Here is a 20,463-nt window from a genome sequence, read left to right as displayed (position 1 = left end):
ACTGGCAAAAAGTACGGCATGGCACCTGCTGTAACTGGACGCGAAATGCCCTCTTCACGTGCCCGGTTTAAGCGAATGCCCGGGGGCATCACAACGAGCCTGTAGCCGAAGACATCATGGCAGGAAAGCTGGTTTGCGTCACCGTGCAACGGGCAGATCCGGTTGAACGGTGGCAACTAACGGGCGCCAGTTCTCTGGTCTCAACGCGCGCCGATCAGGGGGCGTTGAGCATACGAGATTTTTTGCGTCCGGGAAGTATCGTGCAGTGCTGCTGCGCTTTGCATCCCTCGCTGCAAGAAGGGCCTTACGTGTCGTCCTTGGTTCCGGCGACCGGTATTAATCCCCTGGGCTCGTGCTTGAAGCCCAGCAAGCCTCTCGAAAGAGCAGGAAGATACTCATGCATAAAGGGATGTAGCCTAAAACCACGCGCCCCGCGAGAGGAAGTGAAATGGTCTTTAGCTGCGGGATGAGCGAAAATTCTCATTTAAAACGGGTACTAGGCACAGCCAAGCGCCGGCAAAACCAAATCCGAATTTTACTGGCGAGCGTTTGTGTCAAACCAGCCTAGTGACTGTCAGCACAAACAGTTCTGATTTGCTTTCATCAGCGTCAAACGGAACCGGACTTCAGTTATTTTGCAGCCCGTGCTGGTTCACTTCCAGTGCTTTAGCAATGCCAGAAGGTCTGGACACTTCGAACAGCGCCGTTGGTCAAGTCCGGCGCTGGTGCTAGGCGCATACGGCGCCTGCTGTCAACAAATCAGGTTCTCAGGAGAAAGCTCCCGCCGCACTCTCTGGCGGCCCAGCCGGGGTTCAGTTGCGGTATTTGGCAAGCATGAAAATCATGTCACGGTCTGGTTGACTGCGTTATCAATCCACGCACGTGTCTGTTCCAAAATTTCGTCCGACAGAACGGGATCGTCGATCGCGCGGGCGATGATCACCGCCCCTATGTGCTTGCGCTTCCGGCAGTCCTCCTCTTCCCGGCGCTTTGGGCGCATGCGCGATCGCGCTGGATCGCAGCCCTCGTGTCGGCGGGATATTTTCTGGCAGCCACCCGGGGCCTGCCGCAGGGTGTTGCCAATTTCTATGCCACTGATCTGTGGCCTGGATTTCTGCTCTGGATCGGAGCCTCGCTGTCTTTTGTTGCCGTGCATGCTGCACTGTGGACCAGGCATCCAGGAAGAGGAAGGGCGGTGCGGTATTTGATAGCGGCCACGTTGATGGCCGTACCACCCTTGGGGATTGCCGGCTGGGCTCATCCGATAACTGCCGCGGGCATGGTGTTGCCAGGCTGGGGGTGGTGGGGCCTGGCGATCACTACAGCTGGCCTCGCCATCATGACAACGCGGTGGTGGCCGCACGCCGCTCTTGTATTCGCAGGGTTTTGGCTCTGGTCCGCTGCGACGTGGACACCGGCAGATCAAGCCGCAGGCTGGAAGGGGATTGATCTGCGAGAGGGCAAATCGCTCGGCCGCGATATCGCGCTTGGCCAGCACCGGGAGCTGATCGCATTGGTTCACGTCGCAGCAGGTCATGGCGCTCGCGTTGTCGTGTTGCCTGAGAGCGCACTCGGCTTTTGGACTCCGACCGTCCAAAGACTCTGGCAGGACGGGCTGCGCGGGTCAAAAATCACAGTGTTGGCAGGTGCCGCGGTCGTCGACAAGGCAGGCTACGACAATGTTCTGGTCGCGGTTTCGGATAATGAGGCAGAGATTGTGTACCGCGAACGCATGCCGGTACCGGTTTCAATGTGGCAGCCATGGCTTGGCTGGATGGGGCGGCCCGGCGGCGCCCGCGCTCACTTCTTTGCCAATCCGGTCGCGCAGTTCCAGAACAGGAAAATAGCGCCTCTCGTCTGCTACGAGCAGCTCATCGTCTGGCCCATCATACAGTCGATGCTGCACGTGCCCGACCTTATTGTGGCAACCGGAAATGTGTGGTGGACCTCTGGCACCTCCATCGCTGCCATCCAGCGAACCAGTGCAAGTGCCTGGGCGCGGCTGTTCGCCATTCCAATCGTCGTCGCATTCAACATGTAGGAGGAATTATCGCAATGCTCGACGCAGCCCTTATTCAGCAGTGTGCTGATCCGTCGCTTGAAACCTCGCTCGTCCAACATTTTATCGCGCGGGCGGGCTCTTCCGATCCGCTTGCCGTGACCGTCCGCTCCGGAAACCGCGTCATTCTCGTTGAAAAACCCGCCACTCCTGATGAGGCAGTGGAACTGATCCGCCGGAACGTTGCCCGCAATATTGTGCGCGTCGGAATTACCCAATATCCGGCGGGTCTTGGCATCGTTGAGGCTGCCCAGATCAAACCCGACCTGGTCGACAGCTGTGCGAATATCCGCATGGGGACGGCTTTGTTTGCCAAGGTCTATCGCATCGTCCTGAAATGGTACGGCGCTCCGGCGAACGAGGCGTTTGAGGATGCCATCATCGCATGGCAGACCGGCTATTTCGAAGGGAATGCGGTTTTTGGAGCGGCCGATACGGGCGGCAACGGGCCTGTCCTGCCGGTACAAGAACAGACGGCTGCGACACCGGAAAAGGATGAAAATGAGCGGCCGCAGCATGAGGCCCGCCCGGGCACAGGGGCCGAAGGCGACCCGAACAGGGCGGCATTGCGCGTCGATCTCTCCGCAATTGGTGGCATCAAATGATGTGCATCCGGTCAGGTTCCGGCGCACCGCGTTTCGTCAACAAGAAATATCTCATCGCCTGCGCCGGATCCTCGACTGGATGGAAACCTGCAATTTCAGTGCACTGTAGAGGAGCATGATGGAAAATCACCAACCGTCGCCGTTGCCATGGTCGTTGGCTGTGTTGCAAAAAGTGGGCAGCAAAAGGGATATGGATCTAGCCCTTGCCAAAATAAGGGACCGTTTCCGGTTTGCTCACCTGACCTTCCTCGTGGTCCGCTCCGCAAACCGGACAGACAGCTACCCCTTCTGTTCCACGACCTATCCAGAGGAATGGACCTCCCTTTATCTGCGCAACAACTATTTCGAGATCGATCCGGTGATCGAGCTCAGCCGCACAGGTTTTCTCATGCTCGATTGGTCAAAGCTTGACCGGCGCTCCTCGGGGGTGAGGGACTTTTTTGCTCAGGCCAATGCATTCAATATCGGAAGGCATGGTGCTACCCTCCCGATCAGAGGACCGGGCGGCGAACGCTCTCTCTTTTCCGCCACATCCAACCTGCCGAGGCTCGAATGGCGGCAATTGCGTATCGCGAGCAATCACAACATCCAGATTCTGTCCCACTACCTGCACGAGAAAGTGCTTTCCCTGACGGAGCTGCGGGAAAGCAGCAACTACCGGACGCTCTCCAGACGCGAGCAGGAGTGTCTTCAACTTCTGGCGCAAGGTCTCGTCCCCAAACGCATTGCTCCCAGATTGCATATTTCGGAAAGTGCCGTGCGCCTTTATCTTGGTTCCGCCAGACGCAAACTCAATGCCGCGACGATCTATCAGGCTATCGGAAGGGCAAGCTTTCTTGAGCTAATCCGGACCTGACCGCCTCTGCATGTGGTCTCTCCCGAATGCCTCCGGCGTGTTTTTTCCAACTGCAATCCGCTCGTCAATCTGTCGAAATCAACAGGTTGCGCTGACGCTTCTCATCCATCAGTTCTACCCGATCACGGATAGCCGCAGGAACCCCTGTAGCGGGCCGGTTTCCAAAGCCTGGACTGGAGCGGCACCTGTCGTTTGGCATGATAGCGAGGATTACGCCATGGTGGACACAAGGACGATAGATGTCTGGCGGAGGGCTCCGCGCATCAATTCGTTTGCCGCCTTCTTTGAAAGAACCGCAAGCGGACTGGACGGGGCTCCGGACCTGGGCAAGCCGGAGCCTGCGATGGACCTGCTTTCGTTCGATCTCGACTGCATGTTATTCTGGGACACGCATCGGCGTTTGTGGGGGCATTTCGACAGCCATTATTTTGCAAGCATTCCCTTTCGCCTGGAAGAGGAATGCCGCCTGGGCGCGGCGATCCTCTTGTTTGGCCAGACGGTATGGGCGCGAAGTGGCCGGCCGGCCACGATCTATACTCTGGGGGCAGGCGCCGGCACACTTGCAAGGGCATTGGCAAAGCTCGGGGACGGGCGTCTGAAAACGCTCAACTGCAGTCCAACAACGGGAAACCGGGTCTGTTTTTTTGCGCAAAGAGGCAGCGACGATGCTCACTTTTACCATGGACCATTCTTCCAATTGGACGATGAACGTTACGAGACAGATCAAACGCTTGAACCGTTCAGGGACGGATATGATGTGTTGCTGGAAGATACGACCTTTCAGATGTATGGCCCGGACCGGGACAACCAGACAGCTTTCATAGCGCCTAGGGTAAAGCCGGGCGGCGTCCTGGTGCAGGTGCAGAAACTGAACCAACCTAACCTTCAGGTCTATCTTGAGCGGGAACGTCAGAAAGACAGGGAGTTCAAGTCGAGGTTTTTTTCTACGGAGCAGATAACGGAAAAGAAGCGCGCTGTTCTGGATACGATGAAAGATCTCCAGGTTGATCTCGAGCGAACACAATCGGCACTTCAACAGCATTTCCGCTACGCCGTCGTCACGTGGAACAGTGGAAATTTCTACACCATCGTCTCCTCCAATTGCCTGGGATCGGTCCGTGATTTCGTCACATCAATGGTAAAGCCGGCGCTGCCGTCAGAGTTTTGCTACGAACAATTGCCGCGCATTTTCGTAAATGATGAAAATGATCCGTTACCCTCGGACTGGACATGGCGCGCACCCTGGCCGATCGGCGGTGAAATGTGAACGGCAGTTTCTCAAGCAAAGGTAGATGGAAATGAGCAGAGAGCTGCGAGATTCGGGTTTCGATAACGCTGTAGAGGAGGTCAGAAGAGCATTGTCTTTTCTTCTGCCCGATCTTGACGGGTTCTGGAGGCGTTCGCTCAAGGATTATGCCTGTGCAGTTTATGACAAAGGTGCAGGCGGCCAATGTCAAGTTCGCGACGAGGCAATGATCAGGCTGCAAAAGTTTGTCGCGCGCATCGCGACAAGGTCAGGAGCCAGTCTAGCCGATGCAGAGCGCGCAAGTGGGCAAATTGCGGCTTTGCCGATCATACAAAGCGGTCCTCACTGTCATTTGCTGATCGAGACGGATGCCTTCTATACGCACCTGTTCAGCGCACTCGGCCTGGTGGCCCACCATTGCTCATGGCATATCTGCTACAGTTCTTCGACGGTGAAGTTCGTAGAAAAATCCAAAAAGGGCCCCGGATGGCTTTCGCTCGGCAGCGAGGCGGTAAATATTTTCGGTCTGTCGCGAAGCCGGATGGATCCTTTCAGTATTTGCGGCTTCAACGGGCGCTATCGATTTACCCTGTCCGGGCAAAAGGGTGAGCCAGCAAATGCTGCTGTCGCTAAGCTTAAAGTTATTTTGCCGGACCGAGACTTTCCGTCAGCAGCCGAGGCGATCAAAGCTGCCAATCAGATTCTGTGGCGCAGATCATTTCCTGCGTCCCTCGGATTGTTGCAATTCGACGATATCGACGTTGCGGACCTCGTGGCGGAACATTTTGAGGATAAAGCATCCTGGCTGTCGGCCAGTTTTGCCGGCGCCGGTCTCTTCGCGAAAAACATACTAGGCGTGTCGAGGCAGCTCAATGTAGGACCATGGGCGGGATGGGTGCGTCAAACAACGGATTTTTTCTGGGGCCTGGAGGGCGGCAGGATATATCCCCTGCGTTTGAACGACGGATTCCTCTCGGGCGGATCCGATACGAGCTTGAAGATAAGGTTTGAACCCGAAAGCATTGCAATCTCATTGCGCCAACGCAAACTGGTGCCCAATCTCCTGGTGACGTTTCTGGTGACGTCCATTCTTCCCGGGGTTCGTGTCCTCGGGGGCTGCCGGCAGGTCATATATTATCCCCTCATGCGCTATCTTGTTGCCACCGCACTCGCGGCTTCAGATGATCGCGATCTGCTTGACGCAATGCGTGCTGACGAGCGTCCGGGCATGTGGGGACACCGCGTCTTGAGGCCACAGGACGGCTGCCCCTTTCTGGAGATCGAGGAAAGCGGCGATGCGTTGGAGGTGGCTGCAAGATATGGCGGCAGACCGCTTGAAGGGGCCTGCGGTAACCTTGCCAGTTTTACCGATGATCCCCTTTGGGCAGAATTGTCCACGCATATCCGCCGGCGTGCAATTCATCCTGCTTCCCCGGAGTGGCAATGGGCATAGTTCTCATGGGTTCCGGCGCGAATGCGACTGGAGGACTCTCGAACACCGTCGCTGACCCGTACCGAAAGGAACCTTCATTTATGGGAGTTGTCCATGGATACAACGGAAATATTGATCAGGCGGATTTTCCCTGATGAGATCGAGATCTTCCGGCGCATTCGCCTCGAAGCCCTTCGTTGCGAACCGGCTTCATTTGCAAGCCGCTTCGAGGATTGGGCCGCACTTTCCCATGAAGAATGGCGTCAACGACTGCATGATCCCGTCTTTGTCGTTTTCAACGCGGACGAACCTGTCGGTATCATGGGTTTATTGCGCCAGCGCCCGGCAAAAATGGCTCATCGCGCCACGCTCGTCATGGTGTATGTGCGGGCAAGTTTCCGCGGTACAAATTTGGCCGTATCGCTTCTGGACGTGGTCATCGATTTTGCAAAAGGAGAGGGGATCTGCCAGCTTGAACTCGCAGTCAGCGCAGAAAATTCCGCGGCGTTGCGCTTCTACAATCGCTACGGATTTATTGAGGTTGGCCGGATTCCCGGCGGGCTGCTGGATCGTGACAGGGAAGTTGATGAGGTCCTTATGATCCGGCGGTTGAGAGCTGTACAGCCGTGCGACGCTGAGACAGTTTGAAGTGTGTGGTTATCGTGAACGCTGCTGCAGTACTCCCTCGCGTTGCAGATTTAGTGGAGCTGGCAAGCACTGGTGGAAGCACAATCAGTTCGAAATGGCTTGGAGACGGTGTCCGAAGGTCGGGCGCGTAACATGGCAGGATGATAGGTGCTGAATGGATAACGGTAGGCGGCTTACAAGCCTTGGAACCGGAATTGTCCTCGAGGAGCGTCAATCGCGATCCGGTATTGTTTGCCCGATGGCACTTCCAGCGTGGTCGATCCCTCCAGTAATGCGGCAGCCAACACTTGGGGCTCGCCGTCAAGATGGCCTTTCGGGAGTGTCTGACCGTTGATGACCTCGAACTGCAACGTCGCGTGAACTTCGTGCCGCGCACCGTCTGCCAAAATTAAAATATAAGGCATTCCAGGTTCTCCTTAGGTGGACCCGAGACGCTCGGTTGCAGAAGTTTATCGGGACCGCGTCGAGTGCCCCCGGCAAGAGCGAAATCGGTTCCATTCATTAAAGTTCCAAAAGAAGCCAGCACCAAGGCTGAGCAAATTAAGTTCGTCACAAATGGCGCTCGAAAGGCGTGGCTGAGCACCATAGGTCATAACTCGCAGGATTGAATTTAGCTACACCGTACCCAAGCGAGGCCTGATCCCTATGGGACACTTCGGAGTGGCGGCATCAGGCCTCTAGCCGACTTACGATCAGCATTACCAACAATAGCACTTTTCAAAGTTGACCACTACTAACACGATATCCCGGTGCATGTTCAACCGAACAATGCCGGCCCAGAGCAATCGACACCGCAGCCATAATTACGATGGCCAGAATATAGGGCCACGTTCGACTGAGATAAGGTTTGTCTTCCGGATCCATGTTCTGTGATCTCTGGGCTGACCAATTCTGCATCACTACATCTGATTCAGCAATAATCAAATTGTTCCTATTCAACTCAGGACATCACCATGAAAACCAATCAGCGGGCGGGAGGCTATTGCTGCGCGTGAAGAAAATGTACTGACCGCATACGTGGCAGTCTGACCATAGGTGTGGGCCATACTTCAGCCGCAGGCCGCCGATCGTCAAGGCGGGCATGAAAATAACCACTGCCGAGTCCGATGCGTACTTTTCCGCGAACTGGCAACTTTCGAATCCTTTGTGCTGAACGCCGTCAAGCTCGATATGAACCAGAATGAACTTGACGTTCTGGTATCGCTCGCCTTCAACATTGGCAGCGGGACATTCTCAAATTTCCACATTGATAAAAAGCTCAATGCGGGAGATCGGTCGCGCAGCCGATCAGTTCCTTGTCTGGTGCAAGGCAGGCGGGAAGTCCTCAATGGGCTCGTCACCCGCCGAGCAGCGGAACGCAAGCTGTTCCTCACGCTGGGTAAGCCGCCAAGCCGCCAGCAACTCCGGAGCCTGAAGCACATGCATCGCTGCGGGTGGCGCTTGTCGCGATCTTCCACGCTGAGCATAATCATGGACATCGCTCTTTTATTCCGATCAGTGAGCGGAAATTATGCAACAGTCGATGCGGGAGGCTAATATAATACATCCATCAAAGAAGGCGATCCCTTGCAGGTATTGCAGAACGCCGACAGGGATGGCAAATGGTTTGAAGTAGCGGTCATATCAGGCTCTGAGGCGGCCTTTACTGTGAAACTTGCAGATAATATTCAAGAGGTGGTGCCTTGGAATTCAGGACATAATCAGGAATCTGGAGGGGTGCGAGACGAAACATTTCCGTATACGCAGGCCAATGATGGATTAACCTATGCACGATCAAACGTGAAAGAAGTCAACAAGGTCGTAACGAAATTGCTGGCTTTTTCTTTCACAAGTGTTTCCGTCCATTGATCGGATCCCCGAAGCATCAAGCCGCTGTAGATGCTGTCCACCGCAGCTTCTTCAATACGTTTGATATGGGATTTGAAGACGGCTTCATCGCCGGTTTTGTAGATATCACGCACGACCATCCGCAAAATCTCCTGCATGGCAATTTGCCAAGCCGTATTGATCGCCTGCAATTCATTCGCTGGATCTGGCATCGAAAGCTCCGTTGGGCTTAACTGTTTCTGGAATTGCCAGAAGCCTCTTGGCCCCGTTATAAATGCTTTGAAAATAAAAAAGGCCAGACACATGCCTGACCTTCCCATTTAGTTTGCTTTCAACAGTGCCGGTACATCCGTGGTCAAAGGAAAGCAGGTACCAATTTTTAGATCGCCTGTAGATTGCAAGCTGACATTTTGCCGGACTTGTTGTCGCGTTCAAGGTCATATCCGACCTTCTGGCCCTCAACGATCTCACGCAGACCTGCGCGTTCGACAGCGGAAATATGGACAAACGCGTCCGTGCCCCCATTGTCTGGTTGGATGAAGCCGAAGCCTTTAGTGGAATTAAACCATTTAACTGTGCCAGTGGTCATAACGAACCCTTTCATAGCAATTATAGATACCGCAACGCAAAAAAGCACTGTGGATGATGATTTCGATTTTGAAGGGGAAGTTCGTCCAGGGCACGTTGCTATCGTGCAATAACAAAAGTCTGACAAGCAATATCGACAATAGACAAATACGCCCAGAGTCTGGCAATGTCAAATTAACGTTCTCTTCTATCCTCAACTTGAAAAGCTCTGGCTTGCGACCGCTCGCATAACCGAACCCGATAGCCAGCGCGGCATGACGGAGGTTGCGACTCACCCATTTGGTGGGTCACTATTCCCTTGAAGGGTCTGTCTTGCATGAGTTGTTGGACCGGCCTGTTTATCAGTTCCTAATCAGTCCGGTCTATCTGACCGTCATGTCTAAACGCGCCAGCGTTCGTGTGTTGACCGCGATACCAGTTGATTTCGCAACGCTCCGCAAGCCCACAGGGCGGCCCGGTGCGACCGCGTTGTGGGTTCTCATGCTGATAACTTCGTTCCTTGGTCATAACAACCGGGCGATGAGCCCCAGCTCACGTGCTTCATCCGAGCTCAGGTAGTAATTTTCCTTGGCTCGCTCATAAAGGGTCTCGGCATCGATCAGACTGCCTTTGGCCAAGTCCTCGAAGCCTTCCCATTCAAGCCGGTGCGCCGTTTCAAGAAGCGCTACCTGCTCTTTGGCAATTTGTATCATTGCACGCATTGGACCATCGAAGTTCACGGATTTTGTTATACGGCGTTCATGAACCAGGAAGGTTGTATCTTTGGTTGCAAAACGATTAGGGGCCGGGAAAGCACCCATAATCGTCATTCCCGCTGAGTACACGATCGTTTTCCCAATAAAGTAGGCGGCCCTTCCGGAGTCGCGTATGAAGAGCGATATTTCGAGAGCGATACGACGAGCGATGTCGGCATCCCCACCTTCCGTCATTACTTCGAGAACCAGATCTTCATTTGTGAGGCGAATTTGTGCGAGGGCATTAAGTACATCCCACAAGGTACCGCTTGAAATATTGCCAGCTATGCGAATGTTAGGTTGATAGAGCAGGGTAGTGTCCGCGAGCATAATGTTTGTCCTATAGTGGTCAGGGCAACACAGAACACGCCATTTTTGTATAAGTTCCCAAAACTCATATTGCTCACGGAACACGTGGCGGGAATTCAAAGTTATGAGTTTATGACTGAGCAATCATACCCAACCAAAAGCAGCCGGTTCGACGATGAAGAATTGACGCAATATCGAACTGATATTGCGTCATGCTTTAAAACCCTTTGGTCGCGATCCAGCCAATCATCCTCGTACGCAAGAGAGGTCATTTATTGCCGATCTTTTGATCGGGGTCACCATGATTTTGAACTACGAGAAAGGCCTGGCTAAAAACATTGAAGTGGCGTCTCCTGAAATCGAGGGTGTCACAACAAACTCTACTTGAAGCCTGCCTCAGTACACAATCGCCAGGTTCTATCTCGGCGAAATTAGAAATTGACCTTGCGCGCGGTAAGGACATTCGTCGCGAGATCGTGACCGTAGAGACGGTGATGATTTGGACAAATCGCTAACCGCTCCATTTGTGAGGACATGTTGGTCGGGATGATCACGGGGGCTAAGGTCCATAGAAGTTCAAGGGCCTGGTACTGATGAGCGACTGGTTCCAGGTGCGGCGATAGGTAGTGGGAGTAGAGATACTCTTAAGCGTTTGATGATTCGTCGCACGATTAAGCAACATCTCGATAAGGAAATTCGGCTCGCTGCAGTCAAACATCATCCCACACATTGGTATTTGCTGCTCATTGGCATTAGTTAAAAGCCTTTCCCATTATGTAGAACAACGTTTGGAACAAGTGGTTAATGCAAGCATTAAGTCTGGGGTGACTTTTCTACGGTTGCCCGCTTGATAACAGTCTGTTGGTTTGCCGACTGTCGAAAGCCCCACAGATGAACTGGAGAAAGCTGGACGTTCGGCCATGGCATGATGCCGTGCTCCAAGATAATTCAGCCTCTAAGTATCAGGAAACAGCTAGCAATGAGGCCACCGCTGTTGCGCCGATCGATGCAATTTGAGCAAATTTCTCGGCAACCGCTTTTTGTCCTGCGTTGTGCTGCGTGTCGCCGAAAATTACGATACATGTTGCCGCCAAACCGCTCACTGCCGTTAGTAAAATAGTGGCGAAAAAACGAGATTGAGAGAAATCATTGTAACCTCCAATTGATCATTGCGACCATTATCGCTCAGTTCTGGGAGGCGTGGATAAGTTTTAGATTATTTGGAAATATCCTGTTTCGGGCATTGTTGACGCAGTTTGGTTCGGCGGCCTCGGCGGAGATGGCCAGAGAGAACGAAAGGCATAGCCGAACTGATTGGCCGCTGACCGGATTTCAGAAATGGATCCGAAGTGGCAAAATAAATGAAGGGTTCAACCTTCGGTTTGGTTGTTACATCGGCCGCGACAGCAGCGTTAAACGGTATCAATATAAGCGTTGAAATATGTACGCGATTTGCTTGAACGCTTTGAAGTTCATCTGCTGAGCCCCAAGATGGCAATCATGCTCGCGAATGAATCACTATTCTACATTTCCGCGATTATGCCCTCGTGTGCAACTCTGCGTTAAAATTGTACAAAAAAGGCCAATAGAGTAGTTCCAGGTGAGGCGGTTTTCCCGAATTTTTTTCCTGAATCCTTGAATTCAATTTGGCCAAAACTAAATCATTTTGCGTCGGTCGCATAAGTAGGATCGACACCGCTGGAGGCCTCAACTTCGGCGTCTCAGCGTCATGTTGCTTCAAGGAGGATATGGCAATGACAGCAAATTCTAATTTCGCTCCACTGTTCCGGTCCAGTGTTGGTTTTGACCGAGTGTTCAATCTCCTGGAGAACGCTCAGCGTGCACGGTCGGTCAGCGACTGGCCTCCGTATGATATCGCGAAGACCGGTGAAGATACGTACAGGATCACAGTCGCTGTCGCAGGCTTCTCACAAGACGATCTGGATCTGACGTATCAATCCAATCTCCTCACGATCATCGGGAAGAAAGAAGAGGCGCAACAGTCTGAGTATCTTCACCGAGGCATTGCCGGGCGACCGTTTGAGCACAGGTTCGAGCTCGCCGATCACGTGCGTGTGGTAGGCGCGGGGCTTGAGAATGGTCTGCTTTCAATTGAATTGATCCGAGAGGTCCCGGAAGCCATGAAACCACGCAAGATTTCAATTGGCACGGAAAAAACCGTCTCGGTATCGAAGGAGTTAGAAAAGCCCAAACATCAAGAAGCGGCCTAGCATAAGCAACCGGGGAGGGTGCTAAGAGCCTTCCCCTTATATAAAGGGAACAACTGTCATGATGGAGAAGTATTTCACGAGGCCCGTTTCCATCCTTGTTGGCCTCGGCGTGCCGACAGATATCCACTCTGTTATGGAAGCATACCAGCTGTTGAATGACTGGCCAGCCCATAGCCGGGATAATGCGCATAGCCTTGCTTTGAATGCTTGCAAAGGCGTGCTGACAGGTACGATTGAAGCGGAAACAGCTCGTGGACTATTTATAGCTTTCGCGAAAAAGCACGACTTACTCGCACCTGAGATTGGCCCCGTGTTAGGCCATCGGCACGGCGGAGGAAATCTGCGCGTCCTGTAATTGTGCAGCCCGGTGTCCATTGTGGATGCCGGGCTTTCTTTGGTCTGTTCATTTGCAACCATCCCTGCACATTGGTGCGCTTGCGGCAGTCTTCGGACCTCTGATTATTCTCTAATAAGATCCGCAAGCTGCACAATGCTTTGCCGTTCCAAGGAGACCCAAACAGTCGTGTCTCCGCCGGATACCTTCAGAACATGATATGTAGTGCCATCCTTTCTCTGGCGGAGTTGGCAGTCAAGAAATCCTTCACCCAGTGAGGTATCGATCGCCAACTGCTTGATAATCGGATCGCTAACGAGCCCTTTAATAAGTGCAGCAGATTTCGTGATTCTCGAAAACATCATCACACTCCAGTCAACCTTGTTATGGCGAGAGATTATCATGAGATGGACCAAACGCGAGCCAAAGCCAGAACACCTGACAATAGGCGTGGTGCACAAAGACCATGGCCCGATGCTCGCAACATGGCAGCCCCATCGTGGCGCCTTCATCGGGGTTAAGCCAACCGGCGATACACCATTATCAGGTTGCGCCACTCCAACCGGCGGCAACCATTGTTTATCACAAGATGTTTGTAAGGTCGTGACTGCAATCCAACGTCTAATAGATTTGTTTAATGTTCTGTTTTAGGCTCACAAAGTCATGAACCGGAGATCGACACCGCAATGCGCAGTTCTCTACTTTGCACTTTGTGCAGTCTCTTTTTGACCGTGGAAAGTGCCTTCGCGTTGCCAAAAACTCTGACCGCGACACAACTGGTTGATATTTGCAGCTCATCAACAGTTTCAGACGCGGCAGCAAAAGGTGACCAATTAAGTTGGCAAAGAATGAGCGATGCGGATTTCAATGAGTGGCACACCGGCTTTCTTGCTTACAACGGCGGGTCAGTCGATATCGTTGGATGGCAGCACGGACAAGGCGAGCACGTCGTGAGTTTGTCGTTCTGGATTGCGCAGGGCCCCAACAGCCACAAGGCATGCAACTACAGTCTGGGCAGTGATGCCGGTTTGTTGGGTGGGTTGACAGAAATTTTGGGCGCACCGGAGACGGTTGAGGGAATGGCTGGAAACGCTTATTGGAATACAGGGCTGATGGAGGTGTACTATACACAGGTTGGGGCAAGTACTTTGGTAAACATCAGCTATAAAAAATAGCAGAGATTTAGCGATGATCGCGGAATGCTGCTATTGAAAGCTATTCGTGAGGGTTAGTCTCTGCCCCGGTAAATGAATAAGCCAAGGGTAATAAGGCCCAGCACTGCAACAGCATAAATCAAGATTTCATCGGTCAAACAATCTCTCCCGTCCGGACAATCGGACAGGTTAGCATAAAAAGATTGGACTTGGTCAATCGCCATTCAGCCCGCACTCTGTTAGCTATTCGTCCTCTTCGTCTTCAGCGTCAGACTCACCAGGAGCGAGGCTTTGCTGGCGGCAAGAGCAAAACCCGCTTTGGGCAATCTGCACAACTATGTTCCGGCCATCGCCTTTGATTTGTTTCCGGCGCCCTATGACTGGAATAACACCAAAGCCTTCAACGACCTTGCCGATGTCGTCATGCGCATTGCCAAGGCCAAAGGCACGCCGCTCCGCTGGGGCGGCGATTGGAACATGGATGGCAACAAAACCACCTCCGATGCATGGGACAAGCCCCATTTCTAACTCACGCCGTGGCGGGAGTGGGCAAAGAAATCAAAGCTATTCGAGGGTTAGTCAAATGGAAGGGACAGGACCAGTTGATGCAGTTGTTAATCTGCTGATCGGTCTCGGTCTGCCTGGGGTGATTATAATTGCCCTCGGGTTTGCAGTGCACCGTCTTTACAACCGCAATCAAGAACTACTCGACACGATGGTCGAAACCGGCCGCGAAACCGTCAAAGCCCAAGAAGCTGCAACAGCGTCGATCAACAGGCTGTCCGATCTGCTTCTTCGCGGAAGTTCGCTGAAGATTTGTACGGCTCAAATTGACGGCATTCGCCAGTGGCGAGCGGAGCCACCTGCACCAAAATAGACCGCTTTGCGAAGGGCGGCTACTTCGCTTTCGACGAAGTAACAGAGGGCCAAGTTTGGCGACCGACCCGCTCAGCAATCCATCAGGATTATCGCTGCACCCAACGCCCTCGCGGGCGGCTGCAATGTGGCTGATCTCAGGTTAACAAAGATGCAAGAGGAATTTAAACTATCGGTCGTCACTCCGGTGACGCCGCCCGCAGCCTATATTGGTGGCAAGAAACAACTGGCGCAGCGCTTGGCATCCATCATCGAGCAAATCCCGCATGCTCTTTATGCCGAGCCTTTTGTTGGAATGGGCGGTGTGTTCTTTCGCCGCCAGCTCGTGCCCCGGGGTGAAGTCATCAATGACCGCTCCGGTGATGTAGTGACGCTGTTTCGGATACTACAACGTCACTATCAGCAATTCATGGATGTCATGAAGTTTCAGGTAACATCGCGCCGCGAGTTTGACAGACTGTCGAAAACTGACCCGGTGACACTCACCGATCTGGAGCGCGCCGCGCGGCGCTTGAGCAACTCGTGCACAAAAACCGCAGTTGGGCCGAAGCGGATAAATCCTAGTTCAGAGCATCATAGCTTGACCAGTTGCTTGCCGAAGTTCTCTCCCCTCAACATCCGAACGAAAGCGTGCGGCACGGTCTCAATCCCTTCCGCAACATCTTCCCGTGTCTGAAGCAGTCCCTGTTTGTACCATGACAGCAGATCGGCAATCGCGATCTCGTATTCTCCCTCGTGGTCGTCGAGCAGGAACCCTTCTATCCGCGCACGGGTAATCAGTGTCCTTCTGAGATGCCTGAGACCGATATCGGGCTGGTCAAACCGGTCGGCCAAGGCAATGGTCCCCACCACCACCACCCTGCCAAAGGTGTTGAGGTTTAACATGGCTGCATCGTGAATCGGCCCAGCAGTGTTGTCGATAAAGACATCGACTCCGCTAGGGCATGCGGTTGCGACATCTGCCACGAGATCGGCCGAGCGTCGATGATTGACGCCGGTCCGATATCCAAGCTCCCTGCACCATTCCAGCTTCTCGTCTGAGCCCGCGACAGCGACTGCGTCGAACCCTTTGATCCGCGCGATCTGTCCCGCAATCTGCCCCACAGCTCCTGACGCGGCCGATATCAACACCGTTTCCCCCACCTTCGGTGTTGCTGTTCTGAGGAGGGCAAAATAGGCGGTGAGACCGGGCATGCCGAGATAGCTCAGCGCGGACTGAATCGGTGCGTCGGTACTCACCACTGACTTGGCTGACGCAACCGGAATTACGCTGAACGGCTGCCACCCAAAATGATCGCTCATGACGACATCGCCTGGCTTGAAGTCTGGGGACTCAGACGTAATTACCTCGCCAATTCCGCCGCCGCACATCAGATCGCCAATTTTAAAACCAGTAGCATAGTTCTTCGCGGGGCTAATCCGACCGCGCATATAGGGGTCGACGGAGAGCCACAGAGTTTTCACAAGCAGCTCACCATCCGCAGCCTCGGGAATTGGACTTTCCTCCAGGCTCCAGTTCTCAACGGAAGGCATTGCGGAAGGGTAGCTCCGAAGTATCCAGCTAGGATTCGTGGACATGTCGATCTCCTCAATTGAGCGTTCGTCACATTGATGCATGAGTCCGATTTCCGTGTTAATGGGCAATGGGTAAGAGACATTGTTTTGAATTTCGGAAGAATGGCGCATGGATATGATCGAAGCAATGAAGGTGGCAGTGGCAGTCGCCAGGCATAACAGCTTCTCTTCTGCGAGCCGGGAGTTGCGCCTTTCCGCTGCCTCGGTAAGCCGAATTGTGGCAAACCTTGAGGTCGATCTCGGCGTACGTCTCTTTAACCGCACCACCAGGCAGATCAATCTGACGGATGCCGGGATGGAGTTCGTGCAAAAGAGTACATGCCTTTTGGAGGAACTTGATCTGATGCGGAGTGCGGTTCGCGAACGCCACGAAACCCCTCGCGGCCAGCTCCACGTCTCCTGCGTAACGGCCTTTGGCAATGAGTGCTTGGCTCCAGCGATTCCCGAGTTCGTGAGACGGTTCCCGCAGCTCGACGTCTCAGTCGACCTTGGCAATCGGTTGGTCGATCTTATTGGAGAGCGCTTCGATGTCGCCATCCGGGTAGGGCCATTGAACGATTCATCCTTGATTGCGCAAAGGATTTTCACGCAGAGGATCGTGTTCGTCGCTACACCCCAGTTTTGCGAGCAGTATGGGACACCCAGAACCTTGGACGAGATCAGAGCTTGTCCATCCGTTACTCAGGTCAGCGGAGAATGGGGGCGCGTTCATAGATTTTCGCATCAAGGAAAGGTCATTGACTTTGAAGTGCCGCAGCATCTGACAATGAACTCAGCGCGAGCGGTGAGAAACGCCTGCCTAGCGGGAGGGGGCTACTCCCTCTTGGGCGATTTCATGGTCGCCCAAGATATAGCGCAGAACCGCCTAGTGCGGCTGCTGCCGGATTATGAACCCATCGAGCAACCGATCTTCGCATTCTACGCTCAGCGACGTCACACACCACGTAAAGTCAGGGTGTTTATTGACTACTTGGCGGAGGCCTTCAGCGGCAAAAGCACCAGGTGAGATATCATGCCATTTTTTCCAGGTTACTTTTGTCCGCCCCAATTACAAGAATTCTTGTCTAGGTGTCGATGGCACAACGCTTACGCTCTTGCTAGAAAAGGCAAATAAGTCGGGGGAAGACTTGCCCTGCTAGGTTCAACATGAGGGAGGCTTGGCGCTATGGTGAGTTTTCAAACGGGGAAGCGCCAAGCCAGTTGCCGGTCGGGTGGGCCTTCGGCAACCGCATAAAAATGCAGTGTCTACCAAAAAGTTCCGAATTCGCGGACAGCTGTTTAAGCCCGCCGCTGCGTCTTTCCCTTGCGCCACTTTTCAACCTTGCCGGTTGATGGCGGGCGGCCAACAGCCTCGACGTAAATGTCAGCTTCCTTGGCGGCCTCGATGAAAGCCATACGCGCAACGCCGGCCGACAGCTTCCCGTCATAACATTCCAGCAACGCATGCTTGGCTATATCAAGCCTTTCGCTATCCGTGCCAGGCCATTCGTTCACAATGAACTCTGCCGCCTGCATGATGGAGGTGATTACCTTCATCTTGCCGAGCTGGCGGGTCAACACAGTTACTTCTTTGAAGGGTTTATCTTCCATGAGTCGGTGAACGACTTTGCGGCGAGTCAGTTCCCGCTATTGGCCAGGACGTAAAGTGGTTATGGTCAAGTAAACCATCGGGGGATATAATAAGAAAGTGTACAATTGCGGTCTGTCTTGTGGACCATGAAATCGAGGTTTATCCCTTACCGCTGTCCCTAACCTCTTTCGAATCAATCCTGCCCCGCCTGTTTAACACCTCACGAAGCCAGTGCGGCAAGACGATATCAAACTTACGTCGCAGAAATTTTTCCAACCGGGTGCGCGCCTTAGGCTTCGCCATCAGATGCGGGTTAGGCAGCGAACAGAGATAGTACATATTGATTTCATGTGCCTCACACCAATGGGCGCTTTCATCTATTGAGAATAAGTATCCATCAACCGGCAAAGCGTCTAGCAGCGCAAAGCAATGGTCTTTGGCGCTCGGAAAAAGAAAATTATGGATCTCGATATCCAGCACAGGCAACTGTCTGAGCAGTCGACGCGCGCCGTGCAGCGCCGCGACTTCGTGGCCTTCTACGTCGATCTTGAGAAAATCAACATCCCCTAACAACGCATCGTCTAGAGCAATAACCTCTACCGTGAAGTCGCCGTCTGGGGCGTGGATCATCTCGTCGTTCAGTATCACATTGCTGGTGTCGGCTAATACTTTATGGGTGCCGGTTTTGTCGCCTATTGCCTTGCCGTGGGCCGTTATGTTCGGCATTCTATTTAAGACTGCGTTCTCTCGAACGACTTGGGCGTTACTCTCCAGTGCATCAAAGGCCGTCACTTTCCCCTTCGGTCCAGTCTTTTGCGCAAACAGCACGGTCATGAGGCCGTGATGCGCGCCACAATCAACGACGTGAGATCCGGGCTTGACGAAGTGCAAGCATTTTTCACGTAGTAAATTATGGTTATCGTCAACGGTAATATACCATTCGTACCCCACTGCATCGGCGATGGAGAACGGGATTGTTCTATCCCGATATTTGATATCCGCCACGAAGGGATAGTTCATTCCGTTGCCCCATCATATGCCCCTCGATCGAGATTAGATTGAAGTTATCGTTGAATCAATCCGATCGCTCCAATGAACGAATGGTCCGGTGCAAGGTATTCAGGCTTAGGCGAGGGCGGTGTTTCGGACATCAGAACTTTTTCGATAAGATTGGGTCATATTCCAAGGCAAGGATGACCATGACCAACAGGACCATTGCGACGCAAATAAACCCAAGTTGATAGTAGCCGTTCGGCCAAACCACCTTGGACTCTTGAGATTTATCAGCCCACACCGCCTCAATCTCTTCGTCTTGCTTTTCAGACATCAGGTTTCTTCATTAATTTCGACATATGTATTTTGACCGACGCGGCCAAGGTTTCATGATGGCTTCTTAATCCAAGCCAAACTCACAATGTGCTTGATAGTCTTTGTCCTGCGCCAAATTGAAAAGCGTCTTTTTATAACCGGCGCGAGCTTATCATAGGTATCCCAAGTATCAGGTACCTTGTACATTATGTCTGAGGAAAACGTATTCCCATAATCGGCAAAGTAGGTGTAGGGAGCCTCATAATAGTGTGCTGCAAACTCATTGCCCTCGACAGTCAAATCCTCGTCTGTAAACTTCTCATCGCAAGCCGAAATAAACCAATTCCCGGGCGTTATTGTGCGAGTCGTAAGAGCTAAAAGTTCCTCATCAGTATGGATTCCACTTCCTAATCCATTGAGCGTTGCCCAAGCAACAAACATGCCGATGTGCGTTGATGCGGCTGAGGGAGCCAAGGTTAAGGGAAATTCTCCTCCATAATGCCATGAAGCGTCATCGTACTTCATTAGAAATCCATTCGACTACACGCTCCGGAAAAGGCCCGGTTCCCTCGGAAACTACGACAATCATGTGCCATCGCCCGCAAATGCTGTCTCGTTGTAAGCGGGTTCGTTTGCAGCCGCATTAGTATAGAGAACGTGCAGCTCACCCTCGGTTTCATCCGGCACGCCCTTGAAAATGTAGATCTCGCCCAGTTCAGGATGATTGGCACGGACAGCGTCAAATGGAAATTCGTGGGGATCGGCGGATTCGGCAATGGTGATATTCTCTACAATTTCCTCGCCGTGCGATACGACGTTGAATGAACCCGGCAGTTCTTCGACATCGGTCATGTCCGCCTCGACTTCTGCCATGTAATCTTCATCGAAATAGCTCTCGAGGCTGTAGGTTTTCCCGCGAAATCTGACTTTCCAAGGCATGGCCATTCCTCCTAAAGCAAAAGCGGCTCTTCTTCGATTTTCTTTGGTGGCGCTAGAACAACCAAATCGTTGTCGGGTAGCGGGCGCTGTAGCTGTAGCGCTTGCTCGGCCGGCGCATTCATCCAGATATCAAGCTCTTCGCGTGTGCGCAGTATGACGGGCATTGCCTTGG

23 protein-coding genes and 2 pseudogenes are annotated in these 20,463 nt (G+C 53.0%); 14 read left to right on the top strand and 11 right to left on the bottom strand.

Going from position 1 to position 20,463, the window contains the following annotated elements; all coding sequences use genetic code 11:
* Nucleotides 1–841: 841 nt before the first annotated feature.
* A pseudogene (locus tag ACTJI9_RS20560) lies at nucleotides 842–952 on the bottom strand (TetR/AcrR family transcriptional regulator); the annotation flags it as partial.
* Here ACTJI9_RS20560 and ACTJI9_RS20555 point away from each other — a divergent pair.
* The 6 genes from ACTJI9_RS20555 (at nucleotide 953) to ACTJI9_RS20530 (ending at nucleotide 6,846) form a co-directional block, all read left to right on the top strand.
* Nucleotides 953–2,041, top strand: coding sequence for a conjugal transfer protein TraB (locus ACTJI9_RS20555; protein ID WP_440810608.1), 1,089 nt, complete (start codon nucleotides 953–955; stop codon nucleotides 2,039–2,041).
* A gap of 14 nt (nucleotides 2,042–2,055) precedes the next feature.
* A complete protein-coding gene (locus ACTJI9_RS20550) occupies nucleotides 2,056–2,664 on the top strand; it encodes a TraH family protein (protein ID WP_440810606.1) in 609 nt (202 codons plus the stop codon).
* Between the two features lie 190 nt (nucleotides 2,665–2,854).
* Complete coding sequence (locus ACTJI9_RS20545; protein WP_440810604.1) at nucleotides 2,855–3,520, top strand: helix-turn-helix transcriptional regulator; 666 nt, start codon at nucleotides 2,855–2,857, stop codon at nucleotides 3,518–3,520.
* 217 nt (nucleotides 3,521–3,737) lie between these two features.
* The gene (locus tag ACTJI9_RS20540) at nucleotides 3,738–4,787 is read left to right on the top strand and encodes a class I SAM-dependent methyltransferase (RefSeq protein WP_336441207.1); all 1,050 of its coding nucleotides are present in this window, start codon (nucleotides 3,738–3,740) and stop codon (nucleotides 4,785–4,787) included.
* 31 nt (nucleotides 4,788–4,818) lie between these two features.
* Nucleotides 4,819–6,219 (top strand): hypothetical protein, encoded by a 1,401-nt coding sequence (locus ACTJI9_RS20535; RefSeq protein ID WP_440810694.1) that lies wholly within the window; start codon nucleotides 4,819–4,821, stop codon nucleotides 6,217–6,219.
* A 93-nt stretch (nucleotides 6,220–6,312) separates the two neighbouring features.
* Entirely contained in the window at nucleotides 6,313–6,846 is a 534-nt protein-coding gene (locus ACTJI9_RS20530; protein ID WP_440810602.1) for an N-acetyltransferase family protein, read from the top strand.
* A gap of 173 nt (nucleotides 6,847–7,019) precedes the next feature.
* Here the strand turns inward: ACTJI9_RS20530 and ACTJI9_RS20525 are convergent, their stop codons facing one another.
* The gene (locus ACTJI9_RS20525; RefSeq protein WP_440810600.1) at nucleotides 7,020–7,250 is read right to left on the bottom strand and encodes a hypothetical protein; all 231 of its coding nucleotides are present in this window, start codon (nucleotides 7,248–7,250) and stop codon (nucleotides 7,020–7,022) included.
* Between the two features lie 631 nt (nucleotides 7,251–7,881).
* Here ACTJI9_RS20525 and ACTJI9_RS20520 point away from each other — a divergent pair.
* Entirely contained in the window at nucleotides 7,882–8,382 is a 501-nt protein-coding gene (locus ACTJI9_RS20520) for a lysozyme (protein WP_440810598.1), read from the top strand.
* Nucleotides 8,383–8,609: 227 nt separating this feature from the next.
* On the opposite strand, the gene ACTJI9_RS20515 is transcribed toward ACTJI9_RS20520, so the two are convergent.
* The 3 genes from ACTJI9_RS20515 to ACTJI9_RS20505 all read right to left on the bottom strand — a co-directional run bounded on the left by ACTJI9_RS20515 (nucleotide 8,610) and on the right by ACTJI9_RS20505 (nucleotide 10,325).
* A complete protein-coding gene (locus tag ACTJI9_RS20515) occupies nucleotides 8,610–8,885 on the bottom strand; it encodes a hypothetical protein (RefSeq protein ID WP_307277970.1) in 276 nt (91 codons plus the stop codon).
* A 167-nt stretch (nucleotides 8,886–9,052) separates the two neighbouring features.
* The gene (locus tag ACTJI9_RS20510) at nucleotides 9,053–9,262 is read right to left on the bottom strand and encodes a cold-shock protein (RefSeq protein ID WP_307277973.1); all 210 of its coding nucleotides are present in this window, start codon (nucleotides 9,260–9,262) and stop codon (nucleotides 9,053–9,055) included.
* A gap of 502 nt (nucleotides 9,263–9,764) precedes the next feature.
* On the bottom strand, nucleotides 9,765–10,325 hold the full coding sequence (locus ACTJI9_RS20505) for a hypothetical protein (protein ID WP_336441203.1): 561 nt from the start codon (nucleotides 10,323–10,325) through the stop codon (nucleotides 9,765–9,767).
* A gap of 1,733 nt (nucleotides 10,326–12,058) precedes the next feature.
* Here ACTJI9_RS20505 and ACTJI9_RS20500 point away from each other — a divergent pair.
* The 6 genes and pseudogenes from ACTJI9_RS20500 to ACTJI9_RS20475 form a co-directional block, all read left to right on the top strand.
* Nucleotides 12,059–12,535, top strand: coding sequence for an Hsp20 family protein (locus ACTJI9_RS20500; RefSeq protein WP_336441201.1), 477 nt, complete (start codon nucleotides 12,059–12,061; stop codon nucleotides 12,533–12,535).
* Nucleotides 12,536–12,593: 58 nt separating this feature from the next.
* Nucleotides 12,594–12,890, top strand: coding sequence for a DUF982 domain-containing protein (locus tag ACTJI9_RS20495; RefSeq protein WP_440810595.1), 297 nt, complete (start codon nucleotides 12,594–12,596; stop codon nucleotides 12,888–12,890).
* Between the two features lie 704 nt (nucleotides 12,891–13,594).
* On the top strand, nucleotides 13,595–14,044 hold the full coding sequence (locus tag ACTJI9_RS20490; RefSeq protein ID WP_440810593.1) for a hypothetical protein: 450 nt from the start codon (nucleotides 13,595–13,597) through the stop codon (nucleotides 14,042–14,044).
* 270 nt (nucleotides 14,045–14,314) lie between these two features.
* The gene (locus ACTJI9_RS20485; RefSeq protein WP_440810591.1) at nucleotides 14,315–14,551 is read left to right on the top strand and encodes a hypothetical protein; all 237 of its coding nucleotides are present in this window, start codon (nucleotides 14,315–14,317) and stop codon (nucleotides 14,549–14,551) included.
* 55 nt (nucleotides 14,552–14,606) lie between these two features.
* On the top strand, nucleotides 14,607–14,900 hold the full coding sequence (locus ACTJI9_RS20480) for a hypothetical protein (RefSeq protein ID WP_440810589.1): 294 nt from the start codon (nucleotides 14,607–14,609) through the stop codon (nucleotides 14,898–14,900).
* Nucleotides 14,901–15,050: 150 nt separating this feature from the next.
* Nucleotides 15,051–15,413: pseudogene (locus ACTJI9_RS20475) on the top strand (DNA adenine methylase); the annotation flags it as partial.
* Nucleotides 15,414–15,472: 59 nt separating this feature from the next.
* On the opposite strand, the gene ACTJI9_RS20470 reads toward ACTJI9_RS20475, so the two are convergent.
* A complete protein-coding gene (locus ACTJI9_RS20470; RefSeq protein ID WP_440810587.1) occupies nucleotides 15,473–16,477 on the bottom strand; it encodes an NADP-dependent oxidoreductase in 1,005 nt (334 codons plus the stop codon).
* Between the two features lie 106 nt (nucleotides 16,478–16,583).
* Here ACTJI9_RS20470 and ACTJI9_RS20465 point away from each other — a divergent pair, with 106 nt between their 5' ends.
* The gene (locus ACTJI9_RS20465; protein WP_440810585.1) at nucleotides 16,584–17,480 is read left to right on the top strand and encodes a LysR family transcriptional regulator; all 897 of its coding nucleotides are present in this window, start codon (nucleotides 16,584–16,586) and stop codon (nucleotides 17,478–17,480) included.
* A 272-nt stretch (nucleotides 17,481–17,752) separates the two neighbouring features.
* Here ACTJI9_RS20465 and ACTJI9_RS20460 read toward each other — a convergent pair whose 3' ends face one another.
* From ACTJI9_RS20460 to ACTJI9_RS20440, 5 genes are all read right to left on the bottom strand, one after another.
* Nucleotides 17,753–18,031, bottom strand: a complete 279-nt coding sequence (locus ACTJI9_RS20460; protein ID WP_440810583.1) for a DUF982 domain-containing protein — start codon at nucleotides 18,029–18,031, stop codon at nucleotides 17,753–17,755.
* Nucleotides 18,032–18,203: 172 nt separating this feature from the next.
* Nucleotides 18,204–19,064, bottom strand: a complete 861-nt coding sequence (locus ACTJI9_RS20455) for an FkbM family methyltransferase (protein ID WP_307278022.1) — start codon at nucleotides 19,062–19,064, stop codon at nucleotides 18,204–18,206.
* Nucleotides 19,065–19,194: 130 nt separating this feature from the next.
* Nucleotides 19,195–19,371 (bottom strand): hypothetical protein, encoded by a 177-nt coding sequence (locus ACTJI9_RS20450; RefSeq protein ID WP_440808003.1) that lies wholly within the window; start codon nucleotides 19,369–19,371, stop codon nucleotides 19,195–19,197.
* Nucleotides 19,372–19,424: 53 nt separating this feature from the next.
* Nucleotides 19,425–19,877, bottom strand: a complete 453-nt coding sequence (locus ACTJI9_RS20445; RefSeq protein WP_440810581.1) for a DUF7832 domain-containing protein — start codon at nucleotides 19,875–19,877, stop codon at nucleotides 19,425–19,427.
* Between the two features lie 60 nt (nucleotides 19,878–19,937).
* Nucleotides 19,938–20,291 carry a hypothetical protein gene (locus ACTJI9_RS20440; protein WP_440810579.1) on the bottom strand — a complete coding sequence of 118 codons (354 nt, stop codon included), beginning with the start codon at nucleotides 20,289–20,291 and terminating at the stop codon, nucleotides 19,938–19,940.
* Between the last annotated feature and the right edge of the window lie 172 nt (nucleotides 20,292–20,463).

Source organism: Phyllobacterium sp. 22552 (genome assembly GCF_052044585.1).
Classification (GTDB): domain Bacteria; phylum Pseudomonadota; class Alphaproteobacteria; order Rhizobiales; family Rhizobiaceae; genus Phyllobacterium; species Phyllobacterium ifriqiyense.
This window is presented reverse-complemented; position numbering and strand designations above follow the sequence as displayed.

Excerpts from the sequence above, each read along its gene's own strand:
- ACTJI9_RS20525 (WP_440810600.1), bottom strand. The coding sequence starts at position 7,250 with ATGCCTTATATTTTAATTTTGGCAGACGGTGCGCGGCACGAAGTTCAC.
- ACTJI9_RS20455 (WP_307278022.1), bottom strand. The coding sequence starts at position 19,064 with ATGAACTATCCCTTCGTGGCGGATATCAAATATCGGGATAGAACAATC.
- ACTJI9_RS20535 (WP_440810694.1), top strand. The coding sequence starts at position 4,819 with ATGAGCAGAGAGCTGCGAGATTCGGGTTTCGATAACGCTGTAGAGGAG.
- ACTJI9_RS20450 (WP_440808003.1), bottom strand. The coding sequence starts at position 19,371 with ATGTCTGAAAAGCAAGACGAAGAGATTGAGGCGGTGTGGGCTGATAAA.
- ACTJI9_RS20545 (WP_440810604.1), top strand. The coding sequence starts at position 2,855 with ATGGATCTAGCCCTTGCCAAAATAAGGGACCGTTTCCGGTTTGCTCAC.
- ACTJI9_RS20540 (WP_336441207.1), top strand. The coding sequence starts at position 3,738 with ATGGTGGACACAAGGACGATAGATGTCTGGCGGAGGGCTCCGCGCATC.
- ACTJI9_RS20465 (WP_440810585.1), top strand. The coding sequence starts at position 16,584 with ATGGATATGATCGAAGCAATGAAGGTGGCAGTGGCAGTCGCCAGGCAT.
- ACTJI9_RS20510 (WP_307277973.1), bottom strand. The coding sequence starts at position 9,262 with ATGACCACTGGCACAGTTAAATGGTTTAATTCCACTAAAGGCTTCGGC.
- ACTJI9_RS20440 (WP_440810579.1), bottom strand. The coding sequence starts at position 20,291 with ATGCCTTGGAAAGTCAGATTTCGCGGGAAAACCTACAGCCTCGAGAGC.
- ACTJI9_RS20495 (WP_440810595.1), top strand. The coding sequence starts at position 12,594 with ATGATGGAGAAGTATTTCACGAGGCCCGTTTCCATCCTTGTTGGCCTC.
- ACTJI9_RS20500 (WP_336441201.1), top strand. The coding sequence starts at position 12,059 with ATGACAGCAAATTCTAATTTCGCTCCACTGTTCCGGTCCAGTGTTGGT.
- ACTJI9_RS20480 (WP_440810589.1), top strand. The coding sequence starts at position 14,607 with ATGGAAGGGACAGGACCAGTTGATGCAGTTGTTAATCTGCTGATCGGT.
- ACTJI9_RS20550 (WP_440810606.1), top strand. The coding sequence starts at position 2,056 with ATGCTCGACGCAGCCCTTATTCAGCAGTGTGCTGATCCGTCGCTTGAA.
- ACTJI9_RS20515 (WP_307277970.1), bottom strand. The coding sequence starts at position 8,885 with ATGCCAGATCCAGCGAATGAATTGCAGGCGATCAATACGGCTTGGCAA.
- ACTJI9_RS20445 (WP_440810581.1), bottom strand. The coding sequence starts at position 19,877 with ATGAAGTACGATGACGCTTCATGGCATTATGGAGGAGAATTTCCCTTA.
- ACTJI9_RS20470 (WP_440810587.1), bottom strand. The coding sequence starts at position 16,477 with ATGTCCACGAATCCTAGCTGGATACTTCGGAGCTACCCTTCCGCAATG.
- ACTJI9_RS20530 (WP_440810602.1), top strand. The coding sequence starts at position 6,313 with ATGGATACAACGGAAATATTGATCAGGCGGATTTTCCCTGATGAGATC.
- ACTJI9_RS20505 (WP_336441203.1), bottom strand. The coding sequence starts at position 10,325 with ATGCTCGCGGACACTACCCTGCTCTATCAACCTAACATTCGCATAGCT.